This window comes from Novosphingobium sp. 18050 (assembly GCF_902706195.1).
Lineage (GTDB): Bacteria > Pseudomonadota > Alphaproteobacteria > Sphingomonadales > Sphingomonadaceae > Novosphingobium.
The window spans coordinates 1-17,036 of record NZ_CACSJO010000050.1; the positions used below are offsets into that span (position 1 = coordinate 1).

The window sequence follows — 17,036 nt, forward strand, 5'->3', positions numbered from 1 at the left end:
CGGCAGAGTAGAACCGTCCATGGCGGGTGTGGCTTTCCTGAAATGACGTCGATCGGCTTAAGCAACCAAATCATACGTTAAATCAGTGCTTTACGCCACATCCGCCAACCCGCGTGAATTTTCCGGGCTAGTGGATTGATCGGAACGAAATGCACCCATTTGAAGGATTCCCGTGTTGCCACCGCCGTGCGAGGATGCGGCATGCGAACAGGTATCCAGATCGAAGTCACTGCACCGGACGCCGCGCGACTTGATGCGATAGTCGCGGCGCGCAATTCGCCACAGAAGCATGTGTGGCGGGCGCGGATCATTCGGCGTCGGCACTCAGGGCATCATGGTGGCGGCCGGAAAATCCAGGACTTGCGTTTGGCTCTGGCAGGAACGGTTTATGGCTGACGGCATGGATAGATTCTGCGCGATAAGACCCGCCTCCCTGGGATCGCGCCGCTCGGGGCGGCCTTGGTCGTCAACGTAATTGCGTTGACGCTCGAGCCCCCCGGGCACGAGGCCTCACACTGGACTGTGCGTGCGATGGCCAAGGCGGTTGGTATCGCGGCGTCATCGGTTGTGAAGTTCTGGCACGACCATGGCTTGGCGCCCCACCGGTGGCGCAGCTTCAAGCTCTCCAACGACAAGGCCTTCGCCGAGAAGTTGCACGATGTCGTTGGGCTCTATGTTTCGCCGCCCGCGCACACAATGGCTCAATGCCGTCCAAGGCTTCTTTGCCAAACTCACCCGACGAAGGCTGACAAACAGCGTATTCCACTCCGTTGTCGATCTTCAGGCCGCTACCAACCGCTTCATCAAAGAGCATAACGAGCAACCTCATCCCTTCGTCTGGAGAGCCGATCCTGACCAGATCATCGCCGCCTTCACGCGGGGGCACCAAACGCTGGAATCAATCCACTAGCTGCCGGTCGGATATCATATTGCAGCTGTGATCCGATCTGCTGCGGACCGGGATGCGACTTCCGGTGAAATGATCGCCTTCACGGCAGCCACGATTGTTCGGCCGGGTTTCGTTCCGATCAATCTGTTCGTGAAGTACCGCCTGATACTCGAGCTAAGCCTGATTATCGACCGAGATCAGGTCGCCAAGCTTTTCGAGCATCGCCAGCATCATGGCCTGCTCCCACCGCGCCATTTCTCCAAACCCACGCGTAAAATGTGCCTGCAAGGGAAGTGGAAGGTCTGCCAGACGGCTAACGCCTTCGGGGGTGGCCTTCACGAGTATCTGGCGCTTGTCGTTGTCGCTGCGGGTTCGGGTGACAAATCCGGCGTCGACCAGCTTGTCGACGATGTTGGTGATCGTGGCCTGCCCGAAACGCAGTGTCGTGGCGACGGAGCCTGGAGTGATGCCATTGTGCGCGCCGATCTGGCGCAGCACCAGCGCCTGTGAAGGGCTCAGGCCGGTAGCTGCGGTCATTTTCCGATTCTCCAACTCGGCCGCGTCAAGAATTTTTCTTAAGGCAGAAAGTGCGGCCGGGGTGAGATCGGTGTCCATGCCCCAGAGCTAGCTTTCCTGCGGCATTGCGCCAAGTTGCAAGATGCTTCCAAGGCAGAAGAATCTGGCCTCCGCGACGAGGCCTCCGGGAACCTTTCTGGCCTCGGAAGGTTGCAATGATCCGCACTATCCTTATGGTATTGCGCAGCAGCAATCAAAATCAGGCAAATGCCAAGCACAGGAATGTGTTTCGGAGGGTGAAGTAATATTATATGCAGACGTGAATGAAGTCGGCCTTCGGGAGCATCCTGAGGGCCTTGATCCTGTGAAACGCACTACCCTGCCTACCTTGCGCCGGCCCACGGCTGATGACGGCCCTGCCGTCACCGCACTGATCGCGGCTTCTCCGCCGCTCGATCGCAATTCGGCCTATTGTAATCTGCTCCAGTGCAGCGATTTCGCCGAGACCTGCGTGGTCGCCGAGCGCGACGGCGCCATCGTCGGGTGGATTTCGGCCTATCGCCCGCCTTCGCATCCCGAGCGCATTTTCGTCTGGCAGGTTGCCGTTGCAGCTTCGGCGCGCGGCGAGGGTCTGGGCGGACGGATGCTGGACGAACTGGCCGCGCGGCCGGCAGTTCAGGGCGCCACCACGCTAACCACAACGATTACCGAGGCCAACCCGGCCTCCTGGGCGCTGTTTGGCGCTTTCGCGCGCCGCCACGGCGCCAGCCTCTCGAAATCCGGGCGCTTCGAGCGCGATGCGCACTTCGCAGGGGCACACGACACGGAATGGCAGGCGAGCATCGCCCCGCTGCCGTCAGCCCCCACTACCTGAACAGGGAATTTTCCTAATGAAGACGACCCCCATGCCGAGCGCTGCCGCGCCGGATACGAAGATCTATGACCGCCGCGAATCGCAGGTGCGCACGTACTCCCGGTCAATGCCGCGCCAGTTCGGCAAAGCGCAGGGGCCGTGGCTGCACGATAGCGAAGGCGGGCGCTATCTCGATTTCCTCTCGGGCTGCTCTTCGCTGAACTATGGCCATAATCATCCGGTGCTAAAGGCCGCGCTGATGGACTACATCGCTGCCGATGGCGTGACCCACGCGCTGGACCTGCACACCGATGCCAAATCCGCGTTCCTGCGCACGTTCGAAGACGTGATCCTGGAGCCGCGCGGGCTGGATTACCGCGTCATGTTCACCGGACCGACCGGCACCAATGCCGTCGAGGCAGCGATCAAGCTGGCGCGCAAGGTGACGGGGCGCGAACTGGTGGTGGCCTTCACCAACGGTTTCCACGGCATGACGCTGGGCGCGCTGGCCTGCACCGGTAACGCCGGCAAGCGCAGCGGCGCCGGGGTTCCGCTCAGCCATGTCAGCCATGAACCGTTCGATGGCTATTACGGTGAGGAGGTGGACACCGCCGACCTGCTGGAACAGCGCCTTGCCGATCCGTCCAGCGGCCTCGATGCCCCGGCGGCTTTCCTGGTCGAAACGGTCCAGGGCGAGGGCGGTCTGAATGCCGCGCGGCCCGAGTGGCTGCGCCGCATCGCCGCGCTGGCGAAGAAGCATGGCGCGCTGCTGATCGTCGACGACATCCAGGCCGGATGCGGCCGCACCGGCGGCTTCTTCAGCTTCGAAGGCATGGGCTTCACACCCGATATCGTCACGCTGGCGAAATCGCTTTCCGGCATGGGCCTGCCCTTCGCGCTGACGCTGATGCGGCCCGACCTCGATATCTGGTCGCCCGGTGAGCATAACGGCACGTTCCGGGGGAACAACCACGCTTTCGTCACCGCCACGGCTGCCTTGCGTGAGTTCTGGGCCGATCCGGCCTTTGCCGACGCGGTCACCCGGCGCGGCGGCATTCTGGAACGCCGACTGGAACGCATGGCCGATCGCCACGGGCTTTCCACGCGCGGCCGGGGCATGATGCGGGGCATCAACGTCGGGACCGGCGAAGTGGCCACGAAAATTACGTCAGCCTGCTTCGACGAAGGCCTCATCATCGAGACCAGCGGTGCGCATGACGAGATCGTCAAGGTGCTGGCCCCGCTGACGATCGAGGACGCCGTCCTCGAAGCCGGTCTGAGCATCCTGGAGGAAGCGGTCGCCGAGGCGATCGCACCTGTCGCCAGGCCGCACCAGCGCAAGCTCGGCGTTGCTGCCTGAGCTTTCTCCCCTTCAATTCAAGGAATTACACGATATGATCGTTCGCCAACTCAAGGAAATCCGCAAGTCCGACCGTCACGTCGAGTCTAAGGGCTGGCACTCCGACCGCCTGCTGCTCAAGGACGATGACATGGGTTTCTCGTTCCACGTCACGACGATGTTCGCGGGCGAGGAACTGCATATGCATTACCAGAACCACCTCGAAGCGGTGCTGGTGCTCAAGGGTGCCGGGACCATCGAGGACCTTGGCACCGGCCTGACGCACGAGCTGAAGGCGGGCGTGATGTATGCACTCAACAACAACGACAAGCACATCGTGCGCCCCACCGAGGACATCCTGTGCGCCTGTGTCTTCAACCCGCCGGTCACCGGGCGCGAAGTGCATGACGAAAGCGGGGCCTATCCCGCCGATACCGCCATCGATGCGAGTGACGCGCGCGAACGCGCGCTGGCGGAGTGAGGAGACAGGGGGCTATTTGATGCAGGACCATTATCCCACCCGCTGCACCCGCGAACCGCAGCTTTTCGCCCGCTCCGAGCCTGTCGCCCGGCGGGCATGGCAGCCCGGTGCACCGCTCTCCGCCGAGCAAATCGCGCAGTTCGACCGCGATGGCTATCTTGTGCTGGAGAACGTGTTCTCCGAAGCCGAGATGGCCGTGCTCCAGTCCGAAACCGGGCGCCTGCTGGGCGACCCGGCGGGACTGAAGGATGAGACCGTTATCGCCGAACCCGGCAGCCGCGAGATACGTTCGATCTTCGAGATCCATTCGCAAAGCCCGCTGATGGCGCGCCTTGCTGCGGACGAACGGCTGGCAGGGGTCGCCGGCTACCTGCTGGACGACGAGGTCTACCTTCATCAGTCGCGGCTGAACTACAAGCCGGGGTTCAAGGGCCGCGAGTTCTACTGGCACTCCGACTTCGAGACCTGGCACGCCGAGGACGGCATGCCGCATATGCGCGCGCTGTCGATGTCGGTGCTGCTGGCGGAAAACACGCCCAACAATGGCCCGCTGATGGTGATCCCCGGATCGCAGCATGTCTTCGTGGCCTGCGTGGGCGAGACGCCCGACGACCACTACAAGGCATCGCTGCGCCGGCAGGAATACGGCGTGCCGGACGAAAACACGCTGGCCGAACTGGCGCACCGCCAGGGCATCGTCGCCCCCACTGGCGGGCCGGGCACGGTGATCGTGTTCGACTGCAACACGATGCATGGCTCCAACGGCAACATCACGCCGTTCCCGCGCGCCAATGCTTTCCTCGTCTACAACGCGGTGAGCAACCGGCTGGAGGCACCTTTTGCCGCCGCCGCGCCGCGCCCGGACTTCATCGCCGCGCGCGGAGCGAAAAGCGTCGTTCCCGTTTCCGGCCAGATTTCCGCCCAGATGGCCGAGAGCCTTGAAGGAGTAGCCGCATGACCCGGACCCATTCCGTGGAAAAGATCGGCGGCACTTCGATGGCCGCCACCTCGACCGTCTTCGACAACGTGTTGGTCGCCGGGCGCGAAGGCGCCGACCTCTACAACCGCATCTTCGTCGTCTCCGCTTATGCCGGGATGACGGACCTGCTGCTGGAGCACAAGAAGAGCGGCCGCGCCGGCGTCCACGCCCATTTCATCCGCAACGAGACGCCCGGTGCCTGGCGCGCCGCGCTGGCCGAAGTGATGGACGCAATGACGGTGCGCAACGCCGAGATGTTCGCCCGCACCGAAAGCCGTGCCGAGGCGGATGCCTTCGTGGCGAAGCGCATTGCCGCGCTGGAAACCTGCCTCGACGATCTGGACCGGCTGCGCGCCCATGGCCGCTTCTGCCTGAAAGAGCAGATGACCACCGTGCGCGAGATGCTGGCCGGGCTGGGCGAGGCCCATTCGGCGCATTCCACCGCGCTGATGCTGCGCGATCGGGGCGTCGATGCGGTGTTTGTCGACCTGACCTTGTGGAACAACGAGGACATGCGCAGCCTGGATGACCGGATCGTCGAGGCACTGGCACCGATCGACCTTGCGCGCCAGATGCCCATCGTCACCGGTTATGCCGGGTGCGAGGGTGGCATGGTGCGCCGCTATGCCCGCGGCTATTCGGAGATGACGTTTTCCCGCATCGCCGTGCTGACGCAGGCGCGCGAGGCGATCATTCACAAAGAATTCCACCTCTCCAGCGCCGACCCGCGCCTTGTGGGCGAGGCGGTGGCCCGCAAGATCGGCCGCACCAACTACGATGTTGCCGATCAACTCGCCAACCTCGGCATGGAGGCGATCCATCCGCGCGCGGGGCGGGGCCTGCGCCAGTCGGGCATTCCGCTGCGGGTGCGTAACACCTTCGACCGGCACGACGGCGGCACGCTGATCTGCGGCGACTACGTGTCCGAGCGCCCGCGCGTGGAGATCGTCACCGGGCTTTCCTCGGTGCAGGCGCTGCAGGTGTTCGAACAGGACATGGTGGGCGAGAAGGGCTACGATGCCGCGATCCTCGACACGCTGACCCGGCATGGCGCCTGGATCGTCAGCAAAAGCTCAAACGCCAACACCATCACCCATTACCTGTCTGGCACCGATACGGCGCAGATGGCGGGCATCGTCTCCGACATCGAGGCGCATTGGCCCGGCGCGGCGGTGACGGTGCAGCCGGTGGCGATGGTCTCGGTGATCGGTAGCGACCTGGCCGAGCCGGGCCTTGTCCCGCGCGCGCTGATGGCGCTGGCGGAGGCTAACATCGGCATGGTCGCGATGCAGCACCAGATCCGCAACGTCGACGTGCAGTTCATCGTTGCCGTCGACGACTTCGATCCTGCCGTGCGCGTGCTTCACAAGGTGCTGGTCGAAGGCGCCGCCCTTGCTGACGTCAGGGCCGAGGAACTGGTCGCGGCCTGACGGCTCGATAAAGGCCATGCTGAAAGCCATCCTTCCCGTCCGCAGCCTGCTGCTCGCCATCTTCATCCTGATGGCGGGCGGCGGTTTCATGAACACGCTGGTGAGCGTGAGGCTCGAACGCGCGGGTAGCGGGACGCTGGCGATCGGACTGGTCGGCACCGCTTATTTCGCCGGGCTGGTGGCGGGATCGCTGCGCGCGCCTTCGCTGCTGCGCAGGATCGGCCACATCCGCGCCTTTGCCGCCTTCGTCGCGGTGCTCAGCGCCAGCACTCTGGCCTATGCGATCCACCGCGATGCTCTGTTCTGGGGCGCCCTGCGCTTTGCCGACGGCATATGCCTTGCGGGGATCTACGTCTGCTTGGAAAGCTGGCTGAACGAGCGGGCGGAGGGCGCGGGTCGGGGCAGCGTGCTGGCGGGGTACATGATCGCGCTCTACGGCGGGCAGGCGATCGGCCAGTTCACCCTCAACCTGGGCGAGACTTCGCCGACGATGCCGCTGATGGTGGGCTCGATCCTGATCTCGCTGGCGGCAGTGCCGGTGGTGCTGACCCGCATCGCCGCGCCCGCGCCGGGAGAAGCCACCTCGCTATCGTTCCGCGAACTTTACGCGGTTTCCCCGCTGGGCATCGTTGGCGCGTTCATGACAGGGGTGATGCTGGGCGCATTCTACGCCATGGGCGCGGTCTATGCGCGCAGGTCCGGGCTGGACCTTGCCGGGACCGCGCTGTTCATCAGCATCGTGATCATGGGCGGCGTTGCCCTGCAATGGCCGCTTGGCCGCCTGTCGGACCGTATGGACCGGCGCAAGGTCATCGTCATCGGCTTTGCCGGGACGCTTGCCGCCAGCCTCGCGATCGCGCTGACCACGGGCACCGCGCCGCTGATGGTCTTCGGCGCGCTGTTCGGGGGGCTGAGCTTTGCGCTTTATCCTCTGTGCGTGGCCCATACCAACGACCACCTTTCGCCGGAGCAGCGGGTCGCTGCCAGTGGCGGGCTGGTATTGCTTTATTCGCTGGGCGCTGCGCTCGGGCCTTCGCTTGGCGCGCTGGCGATGACCGTGATCGGCACGGCGGGGCTGTTCCTGTTCGTGGCCGCCTGCGCCGGAGCCGCGCTTTCCTTCGGCCTGTGGCGGCAGGTCCGCTCCGAGCCGGTACCCGCTCATCTTCAGGAAACCTACGTCGTGCTGCCGCGCACGACGCCCATGTCCGCCGCGCTCGATCCGGTCGCCTCGGAAGAAAGCACGCCATGACAACCGACAATGCCTCGTCCGGGACGTCTCCCGCCGTCCTCCACCGCGCCATCGCCGCCTCTGCGATCGGCAATGCGACCGAATGGTTCGACTATGGGATTTACGCCTACGGCGTGAGCTACATCGCTGCTGCCCTTTTCCCCGGGGAAACGTCCGAGGCGACGCTGTTCGCCCTCGCCACGTTCGCGATCTCGTTTCTGGTGCGTCCGCTGGGCGGGCTGTTCTGGGGGCCGCTGGGCGACAGGTACGGGCGCAAGGCGGTACTGGGCATCACCATCGTGATGATGGCCGCCGCGACGGTGGCGGTCGGGCTTATCCCTTCCTACGCTACGATCGGCATGTGGGCGCCGGTGCTGCTGATCGCCTTGCGCATGGTTCAGGGTTTCTCGACTGGCGGGGAATACGGCGGCGCGGCGATCTTCATGGCTGAATATGCGCCCGACGCGAAACGCGGCTTTTACGGCAGCTTCCTGGAAGTCGGCACGCTGGCGGGCTTCTGCGCGGGGGCGCTGCTGATGCTGGGCTTCTCGCTGCTGCTGGGCGACGGCGCCATGCGTGATTGGGCCTGGCGTCTGCCGTTCCTGCTGGCCGGGCCACTGGGCTTCGTGGGGGTCTACCTGCGCTCCCGCATGGCCGAGACGCCGCTGTTCCTCGAAGCCGAGCAGCGGGAGGAGGCCGCCGCCAGCGCTTCCCCCTTACGCGATCTGTTCGCCCGCCACCGCACCGCGCTGCTGGCGATGGGCGGGCTGGTGGTGGCGCTCAACGTCGTGAACTACACGCTGCTCAGCTACATGCCGACGTATCTGGAGCGCCGCCTCGGCCTTTCCACCGACGCGGCGCTGGCGGTGCCGATCGCGGGCATGGTGTTCATGATGCTGCTGCTGCCCTTCGCAGGTGCGCTGTCCGATCGGATCGGGCGCAAGCCGCTGTGGCGCTTTTCCCTGATCGGGCTGATCGTGGCGGTGGTGCCGCTTTATCACCTGATGGGGCTGGGCATGGCGGGTGCGGTGATCGGTTATGCGCTGCTGGGCATGCTCTACGTGCCGCAACTTGCGACGATATCGGCGACGTTTCCGGCCTTCTTCCCCACCAGCGTGCGTTTCGCGGGGTTCGCGGTGGCCTACAACGTATCGACCTCGCTGTTCGGCGGCACTGCACCGGCGGTCAATTCGGGGCTGATCGAGATGACCGGCAATCCGCTGATGCCGGCCTGGGTGATGATCGCCGCCTGCCTTGTCGGCCTGCTGGCGCTGCGCTTCACCCCCGAGACGGCCGGCAAGCCGCTGGGCCAGCATATTCGCTAACGCAGCCAACGTTGGCCGGTGAGGGGCTCCATCAGCGGCAACAGGGCTGGACCATCGAGCCCGGCTTGGGCACATGTCTGCTGTGATGAAACCGGGACGGTCCCGAATAGTTCAACAAAGACAGCGCGATCCTGAGCGGCGGAACACTCGGGAAATGCAGGGGAGCGCAACACGATGACCGAAGCCACGCCGCAGGTATCCGCGCAGGCGGATTCATTCCATGAGCGGCTCGAGCACATCGCGCTTTACCGCTGGTGGCGCCGTTCGGTGGTTGGCAGGGTTGATCACGAAGCGGTGATGGCACGGATCGTCGAGGACAGCGGATGGTCGCCGCGATATGCCTTCATGGTGATGATGTCGGCGGGGATCGCGGTTCTCGGCCTGCTCTTGTCGTCGCCGGCAGTAGTGATTGGGGCGATGCTGATCTCGCCGCTGATGAGCCCGATCCTGGGACTTGGTTTCAGTCTGGCCCTGTTCGATTTCGGCGAGATGCGCCGCTCGCTCACCGCGCTGGCGATCGGTGCGGTCGCAGCGGTACTGTTCACGGCGCTGATCGTCGCGCTGTCGCCGCTCCAGGCGCCGACGGCCGAGATCATCGCGCGCACCCGGCCTAACCTGTTCGACCTTGCCGTTGCGCTGTTCGCGGCGCTTGCCGGAACATTCGCGATCATTCGCGGCCGGGGTGATACGATCGTTGGCGTCGCCATCGCCACTGCACTGATGCCGCCGCTTGCAGTGGTCGGATTCGGCCTCGCCACCTGGAACATGCCGGTGCTGGGCGGCGCTCTGGCGCTGTTCGTGACCAACTTCGTCACCATCGCCCTTTCGGCGACTGTGATGGCGCGCTTTTACGGTTTCGGCCACTATCTGAGCAGCCAGCAAACGTGGACGCAGACTTTCGTGCTGCTGTTCGTGTTCGTCGGGCTGGCGATCCCGCTGGGCATCTCGCTCAAGCAGATCGCCGGCGAAGCGGTCATGGTCAACCAGACCCGCTCGTTCCTGTCCGAGCGTTTCGGCGCTGACGCGCGCGTTACCCAACTCGATATCGACTTCGACGCCGCGCCCGTGGTCGTGCGCGCCGTTGTCATCACCCCGCGCGGCAGGATGCAGCGCACGGCGGCATTGCAGGACGATCTGGCCGGCGCACTGGGCAGGCCGCTAAAACTGCGGCTCGACCAGGTGCTGCTCGAACCCGGCGCCGGTGCCATTGAGGCCCAGCGCGAGGAGATCCGCCAGGCCGGGGACGCCGCTGCGATCGCGACCCAGCGCATCGCCTCGCTTGCACAGATGTTGGCCCTGACCGCCGGGATCGCGCCTGATAACGTGACCATCGACCGCGACCATCACCGCGCCATGGCGACCGCCGCGCCTCTGCCCGGTGCCTCGCTCTCGACGTATCGGGCTCTGGAACAGCGCGCCGCCGTGCAGGCGGACGGATGGGACGTGGTCCTGACCCCGCCGCAGATGCCTTATCCGCCGATCGGCTTCGCCAGCAGCGACGATGCGCTGGACGTGACGGCCCGCGAAGCGGTGCTCGTCACGGCCTGGGCTGCACGGCGCTGGAACGTGCGCTCGCTCGCGGTGCCGGGGTTGCCGCAGGAAGCACCTGAATCGCCGTCGCTGGTGCAGCGCCGTGCTCTCGCCATCGCTGCTCTCGTGCGTGAGAACGGCATCGAGCCGGTACCCGCCGCCCCGGCCGGAAGCCGGTTCGTTCTCCAAAGTGCGAGCGGCGGTGAGCAGCCTTGAGCCCTCCCGCGCTCAGCGCCCTGATCCTGCTGGGCGCGCTTGTTCTGTTTGTGTCGGAGCGAGTACGCCATGATCTCGTCGCCTTCCTTGCTCTGATCGCGTGCCTGGCAACGGGCCTTGTCGCACCCGCTGATGCCTTCACCGGGTTCGCCGATCCGGCGGTGATGGCGGTGGCGGCAGTGCTTGTCATCGGCCGCGCCATCGAACTGAGCGGAGCAGCGGCCATCGTCGCCAGTCGCATCATACCTGCACGGGTCGGGTTCACCGTGCGGCTGGCAAGTCTGCTGCTGGTGGGAGCGATGCTGTCGGCGTTCATGAACAATATCGCCGCGCTGGTCATCACTATGCCGATCGCGGCCGAGATCGCCCGCTCATCGAAGCGATCTCCCGCCGCGACATTGATGCCACTTGCCTTCGCTACCATCCTTGGCGGAATGACCACGCTGATCGGGACGCCCGCTAACCTCATCCTCTCATCAGTTCGGGAAACGCGGCTGGGCAGTCCCTTCGGGTTCTTCACGATGATGCCGGTAGGCGTTGCGGTGACGATCATGGGTTTGATTTATTTGGGCTTCGTGGGCTGGCGCCTGCTGCCGGGCAGGCGCAGTGATGCGGCTAACGGCAAGCCGCCGTGGCGCGTTTACGAACTGGTGGTGTCGGGGGATGCGCTGGACGCCGCCGAATTGCGAGCCCGGCTGCGCCGTGCGGGAGGACGCGTGCTTGCCGCGTTCCGCGACCTCGGCAAGCTGAACGCGGCGGAGGCGTTTCAGGCGAATGACCGCATCCTTGTCCTTTCGCGCCAGAACCAGTGGAAAGTGGCGCAAGCCGCCGGGCTGGGGGCTGACGTGGCGATCGATCACGTGCCCGATGCCGTCACCGTCCGGGTAGCAGTTGCGCACGGTTCGCCGTTGATCGGCTTTGGCTACGACGAGGTCCGCACCCGCAGCCGCCAACAGTTGCAGGTGGTCGCAGTAGGCCCGCGCGTCGCCAGGGAGCGACGGCAACTGGTGGATATGCGCATCAGCGCCGGTGACCAGCTCTATATTCGCGGCCCCCAGGCGGAACTGGGCGCGTTCAGCGCCGGCGCGCGCGTGCTGGAGATCGACCGGCACGATCCCGTGCCCACGGCGCGGGGGCGTGCAGCCGCGATCCTCGCGATATTCACGGCTGCCATCGCCTGTATCGTCGGCCTCGGCCTGCCTCCGGCGCTGGCCTTAACCGGCGCGGCCGTCCTGATCGCAGCGCTGCGTCTATTGCCGCCCGAGGAGATTTACCGCTCCATCGACTGGAGCGTCATCGTCCTGCTTGCCGCCATGATCCCGGTGGGGCAGAGCTTCGAAGTCAGCGGCGCCGCTGCCATCGCCGCGCAGTGGCTGGGTCATGCGCTGGCTGGGATGCCACTTTTTACGGTACTGGCTGCGCTGTGCACCGTAACGCTGCTGCTCTCGATCTTCCTCAACAACGTGGCCACCGCGATCATCATGGGACCGCTTGCAATCGACGCTGCCAATTTGCTGCATGTGAGCCCGGATGCCGCGCTGCTGGCGGTGCTGATCGGTGCTTCGTCAGACTTTTTGACGCCGATCGGGCACCAGAACAACCTGCTCGTCATGGGACCAGGCGGCTACCGCTTCAGCGACTATGCCCGCATGGGGGCGCCGTTAGTGGTGATTGTGGTCGTCTGCGCCGCAGCCACGCTGGCTGCGCTCTACGGGTGATTCCCGTTCGTGGGAGCAGCGCTGACGGATGCTTAGGCGGTGTGGCGAAACGCATCTGGCGCGACCAGGCGATGTTACGGTTGCCCACTTCGCTCGCTTTAAACGAAATCGCAGCCGGTGGCCCTGCTGCTTAACGGCATCTTGAAGTTTTCATGTTCTAGGCCGTTCGATGTTATGGGTTGGTTCAAGTAGATGGATGCTGGCAGGGTTAGGGCTGCTGGTGACTTTGGCACTCTTCAGCCTCTGGGCAATCCCGGCGATGAATACGGCCGAGATCCGCAGTTTCTGCTGGGCGTCCGGCAGCTTGTCGGAAGATGTCGCCGCCATAGCTCGGCAGGGAGATCGCTGGTCCTGCGGCAATCGGAAGGTCTCTATTGAGGCGGAGCGGGTCCTGCTTCGCTTCGATCTGGATCCCAAGGAGGCGCTTCCCCATTACTTCCTGTCTCGGCGGAGCGCCATCGATGCGGTGCACCTGCTTGCCATCGACGGGGACGGCACTGTCCGGCAGAACACGATTCCCGCCGTCGCGTTGGCGAGTTCGATGGCCGGAGGGTACGTCAAGGCTGCCTTGCCGGCGGTATCCCGCGAAACGCGGCAGATCATCGCCGCGGTTGACTTGCCGAGTCACCCGATGACTCTGGAGAGGGCCTACCTGGCGTCGACCGACGCCGGGCAGGGTAGTGCCGACATGCGGTTCTTGCTGCTTTTGGCCGGACTCGCCGGCACTCTCATTATGCCCCTGATCTTCAACGCCGCGTTCTATCGCGTTCTCGGGGAATCGTTCGTTATCTGGCACTCGGTACTCACGCTCTCGCTCCTGACGACGATCCTCGTCACCTCCGGAGTGTCGGTCATGCTCTTCGATCCGCGCGCGATGACGTTGAGTTGGATGACTACAGTTCTCTTCGGCGTGACTGTGGCGGCTGGGGCAATGTTTACCTGCCGCTTTATCGAGCCCGGATTGATGCATCCGTTGCTGCGGCGCCTGCTTCCGTTATGCGCGGCTTGGGCCATGATCCTGAGCGTGTCTCATGCAGCGTTCCCATTCGTTGCTCGGCCTATGCAGTCGAGTGTCTACACGGCGGCATTTGCACCAATCCTCGTCATATTCCTGATCTCCCAGATAGATGCCTTGCGTCGCGGGAGCCGGGCCGCGAAGTTCCAGGCAATCGGATACGCGCCGATGATGGTTGTTGGATCGGTTCGCCTCGTGACGGGGCTGGTGCCGGGTTTAACGAGCACCGACGCCATGCTGCTGTTCTATGCCGGTTGCATCGTGGAAGTTCTTTTCACGACACTCGGCATGGCGGACCGCTTTTTGACTTTGAAGCGCGATCGAGATCGCGCCCGTACAGAGGCCGACTTTCTCCAACGGCTATCCGAAACAGACGCGCTGACGGGATTGCTCAACCGCCGCGCGATCGAGCGGCAGTTCGAGATGCTTCGAAACGAAGGGTTCGCGTCGTTGGCCGTTATCGATCTCGATCATTTCAAGTCGATCAACGATATGAACGGACACGCCGTTGGAGACGCCGTGTTGACGGCAACGGCGAGCGCGCTCCAGCCGAATCAGGATGTCCGAGCGTACCGCCTGGGTGGGGAAGAATTCGTGCTTCTTCTGCGTGGCAACGACGCTGCTCTCGCTGCCGAACGCCGCCGCCAAGCAATTCCTGTCGCCGTAGCCAGTATCGTCCCGGGGCTCGAACGGCTTCTGACGGCGAGCATGGGCGTGACGGATTTCACGGGCGACGAAAATTTCTCAGAACCATATGCTCGGGCAGACAAACTGCTCTACCAGGCAAAGCGCGCCGGCCGAAATCGAACCTTCTCCGTAATGAACTGGATTCCGGCCCATAAGACCAGCCCCAGCGCTTCATCGAGACGATTGAGCGGCTAGCCTGAACGAGCTTCCCTAACGAGCCTCGCTGAGGTTGGTCAACGCTTGGCGGGCACGCCTCGAGTGCCCCAAGCATGATCGCGGCGAGTCCGTGGTCGCGATGCCTTCGCCGATTGCGTAGACGAGGAAGGCCGACTGAGGTCCGTAGGTGAGCACGCAACGGTTGAAATTCGCGCATTAAACCATTCTCAGTATCGTCATTGTCATACCCTCATCAAAATAGACTGGACGGGGTAGGGCGCTGTCCAGCTCACTGGCACACCTGCGTAAGTGATCGAATCGGCTCGATGCTCAGGATTCAACTTGTGCTTTTGGGGATGAACACTTTTCGCGCTCATGGAGCACAAAAGGCTGGCAATCGGCCCTATGTGCTTCTAAGGCCGCGTTTCGTTTGGACGGGTGGCCGAGTGGTTTAAGGCAGCGGTCTTGAAAACCGCCGTGGGTTTGCGCTCACCGTGGGTTCGAATCCCACCCCGCCCGGGTTCGATCGGCAAAGTTGCTGATGTGCCGGTCACGAAATTCCGACAGAAAATTGCTAGGCGCAATTGGTGGAATCCCGAACATTCTGCTCAGGGCGTGGGCACTCCAGGCATCATGGTGGCGAGGCAAATCCAAGACTTGCGTTTGGCGCTGGCAGGGACGGTTTATGGCCGAGGTTCACGGCCGGATGCCAACGATCTTGGCGCCGGTGAACTGGGCGAATCCCATTCGGCTTGATCCTCGCTTCCTCATAGAACTTGGTCTCGGCGCTCTGGGTCGTAAGGGAGCCGGTCTTCGACAATCACTCTGCGCCACCATCGATCAAGTGCACGAACGGCATTGGCGTAGAGCCTCCGTTTCCCGGATTCGCCGGAGCCATCGATGTCCGTGTCGCGCCGTAAGATGGCAACGATTCCAGTGATCACAATGCCAGCTTCGTCGAGCACGTTTCGGCAGATATCCTTCACGAGATAGGCCGTGTTCATCGGTGAAGGGCACTGCATATGCGATGGCTGTCCACGGGTGAGCGCAGGGGCCCATTTGCAACCAGTACGCTTTGTGCGAAGTTCATCCGTAATGACCTTAAGATCCCTTCTGCGTTCGCTGCGTATTCCTTCCTTGGCGCTTGGCCTCATTTTGGTACCGATGCCCGCAATGCAGGCATCGGCCCAATCGGAGAGTTTTCCTGTCTATCTCCAGCAGGTTGCTTCCCATGCCCGTAGCCAGGGAGTGAGCGAAACGGCGATCTCCAGCATCCTCAGCGGGCTGACGCCGAACGAGCGGGTTATCGCTCTCGACACCGCACAGCCCGGTCGGCAAACCGCGCCGCCCGCGCTTGCACCTTACATCTCGCAGCATGTCGGCAGTTCGATCATTAGCCGGGGGCGTGCGCGCTATGCCTCGCTTGCATCGATCTCGGCGCAGATCGAGCGGCGCTACGGCGTACCCGCCCCGATTCTCTTCGCGATCTGGGGTCACGAGACGAATTTCGGCAGCTATACCGGAGACTTCGACCTTGCCCGCTCGCTTGCGACGCTGGCGTGGGAAGGGCGCCGCCGCGCTCTGTTCGAGGGTGAACTGATCGCGCTGATGAAAATGGTCGACCGGGGCGTGCCGCGGTCGCAGCTCAAGGGCAGCTGGGCCGGGGCATTCGGCTATCCGCAGTTCCTGCCGAGCGTCTACCTGCGCCTGGCAGCGGACGGCGACGGCGATGGGCGCGCCGATATCTTCACCAATTCGGCCGATACGCTTGCCTCAATCGCCAACTATTTCCGCGATGCCGGATGGCGGCCTGGCCAGCCATGGGGCGTGCGCGCCAGCGTGCCGGCCGGATTCGACGTGGATAGCTATGCAACCAAGCTGGCCGCTCCCAGCTGCGACCGGGTTCATGCCCGCCATTCGCAGTGGAAGACTGTCTCGCAGTGGCGCGCTCTGGGCGTTTCGCCGCAGGGCGCGATCGGCGGCAATGTCCTCACCTCACTGTTCCAGCCCGATGGGCCAGGAACGCCAGCCTATCTGTTAACCGGTAATTATCGGGTTATCCTTCAATACAATTGCTCGAACTACTACGCCATGTCCGTGGGGTTGCTTGCAGATGAGATTTCCCGTTAACCATGCCCTCCCGCTTGCGGCGCTGATCCTGCTGGGAGCCGCTGGCGGCGCCTATGCCGCAGACCGAAAGCAGCCGCCGCCCGATGTGCCGGTGACGGGCCCGGCTGCCGATTATCCCGTGGTGGTGGGCGAGCCTTATACCATCGGCAGCACCGTCTGGACGCCGGTCGACCAGCTCAACTACGACGCAGTCGGCACTGCCGTCGCCGGTGAGGGCGCAGGCATTAGCGGTGCGCACAAGACCCTGCCGCTGCCCTGCTACGTGGAAGTGACTGCGCTCGGCTCCGGGCGAACGATCCTCGTCCGCCTCGAACGTCGCGGGCCGATGAGCAATGACGCGTTGGTGGAACTTTCGCCCGATGCGATCGCGCAACTGGGCTTGCCGCCGGGTGGGCGCGGTTCAGTGCGTGTGCGCCGGGTCAATCCGCCTGAGCAGGAGCGCGCGGTGCTACGCAACGGCGGGCATGCTCCTGAACGAATGGAGACGCCGGAAGGACTGCTCAAGGTCCTGCGTCGCAAGCTGGCCAACCAGTCGCCATTACTG

Annotated in this window: 13 protein-coding genes, 1 tRNA gene and 1 pseudogene; 14 read left to right on the forward strand and 1 reads right to left on the reverse strand. The window is 64.0% G+C overall.

The genetic code is table 11. The features are described from left to right. Positions 1-201: 201 nt before the first annotated feature. Positions 202-910: pseudogene (locus GVL61_RS23685) on the forward strand (hypothetical protein). A 153-nt stretch (positions 911-1,063) separates the two neighbouring features. Here GVL61_RS23685 and GVL61_RS23690 read toward each other — a convergent pair. Next, positions 1,064-1,504, reverse strand: a complete 441-nt coding sequence (locus tag GVL61_RS23690) for a MarR family winged helix-turn-helix transcriptional regulator (RefSeq protein ID WP_159983621.1) — start codon at positions 1,502-1,504, stop codon at positions 1,064-1,066. Between the two features lie 265 nt (positions 1,505-1,769). Between GVL61_RS23690 and ectA the strand changes: the two genes are divergently transcribed. The 13 genes from ectA to GVL61_RS23755 all read left to right on the forward strand — a co-directional run. Continuing rightward, a complete protein-coding gene (ectA, locus tag GVL61_RS23695; protein WP_235037879.1) occupies positions 1,770-2,279 on the forward strand; it encodes a diaminobutyrate acetyltransferase in 510 nt (169 codons plus the stop codon). A 16-nt stretch (positions 2,280-2,295) separates the two neighbouring features. Continuing rightward, positions 2,296-3,618: a diaminobutyrate--2-oxoglutarate transaminase gene (gene ectB, locus GVL61_RS23700; RefSeq protein ID WP_159983623.1), complete on the forward strand. Its 1,323-nt coding sequence runs from the start codon at positions 2,296-2,298 to the stop codon at positions 3,616-3,618. Between the two features lie 34 nt (positions 3,619-3,652). Next, positions 3,653-4,078 (forward strand): ectoine synthase, encoded by a 426-nt coding sequence (locus tag GVL61_RS23705; protein ID WP_159983625.1) that lies wholly within the window; start codon positions 3,653-3,655, stop codon positions 4,076-4,078. A gap of 19 nt (positions 4,079-4,097) precedes the next feature. Further along, complete coding sequence (gene thpD, locus GVL61_RS23710; RefSeq protein WP_159983627.1) at positions 4,098-5,036, forward strand: ectoine hydroxylase; 939 nt, start codon at positions 4,098-4,100, stop codon at positions 5,034-5,036. Then, on the forward strand, positions 5,033-6,487 hold the full coding sequence (locus tag GVL61_RS23715; RefSeq protein WP_159983629.1) for an aspartate kinase: 1,455 nt from the start codon (positions 5,033-5,035) through the stop codon (positions 6,485-6,487). Before thpD ends, GVL61_RS23715 begins: the two co-directional genes overlap by 4 nt. Before the next feature lie 16 nt (positions 6,488-6,503). Further along, positions 6,504-7,736, forward strand: coding sequence for an MFS transporter (locus GVL61_RS23720; RefSeq protein ID WP_159983631.1), 1,233 nt, complete (start codon positions 6,504-6,506; stop codon positions 7,734-7,736). Continuing rightward, complete coding sequence (locus GVL61_RS23725) at positions 7,733-9,040, forward strand: MFS transporter (protein ID WP_159983633.1); 1,308 nt, start codon at positions 7,733-7,735, stop codon at positions 9,038-9,040. The genes GVL61_RS23720 and GVL61_RS23725 overlap by 4 nt, the downstream gene beginning before the upstream one ends. A gap of 174 nt (positions 9,041-9,214) precedes the next feature. Continuing rightward, complete coding sequence (locus GVL61_RS23730) at positions 9,215-10,786, forward strand: DUF389 domain-containing protein (RefSeq protein WP_159983635.1); 1,572 nt, start codon at positions 9,215-9,217, stop codon at positions 10,784-10,786. After that, positions 10,783-12,504 (forward strand): SLC13 family permease, encoded by a 1,722-nt coding sequence (locus GVL61_RS23735; RefSeq protein ID WP_159983637.1) that lies wholly within the window; start codon positions 10,783-10,785, stop codon positions 12,502-12,504. Before GVL61_RS23730 ends, GVL61_RS23735 begins: the two co-directional genes overlap by 4 nt. 196 nt (positions 12,505-12,700) lie before the next feature. Beyond that, a complete protein-coding gene (locus GVL61_RS23740) occupies positions 12,701-14,401 on the forward strand; it encodes a GGDEF domain-containing protein (protein ID WP_159983639.1) in 1,701 nt (566 codons plus the stop codon). A gap of 393 nt (positions 14,402-14,794) precedes the next feature. Then, a tRNA-Ser gene (locus tag GVL61_RS23745) sits at positions 14,795-14,881 on the forward strand. A 654-nt stretch (positions 14,882-15,535) separates the two neighbouring features. After that, positions 15,536-16,492: a lytic transglycosylase domain-containing protein gene (locus GVL61_RS23750; RefSeq protein ID WP_200844938.1), complete on the forward strand. Its 957-nt coding sequence runs from the start codon at positions 15,536-15,538 to the stop codon at positions 16,490-16,492. Further along, positions 16,476-17,036, forward strand: a 561-nt coding sequence (locus tag GVL61_RS23755) for a septal ring lytic transglycosylase RlpA family protein (protein WP_235037880.1), incomplete at its 3' end; no start/stop codon positions are given. The genes GVL61_RS23750 and GVL61_RS23755, both read left to right, overlap by 17 nt.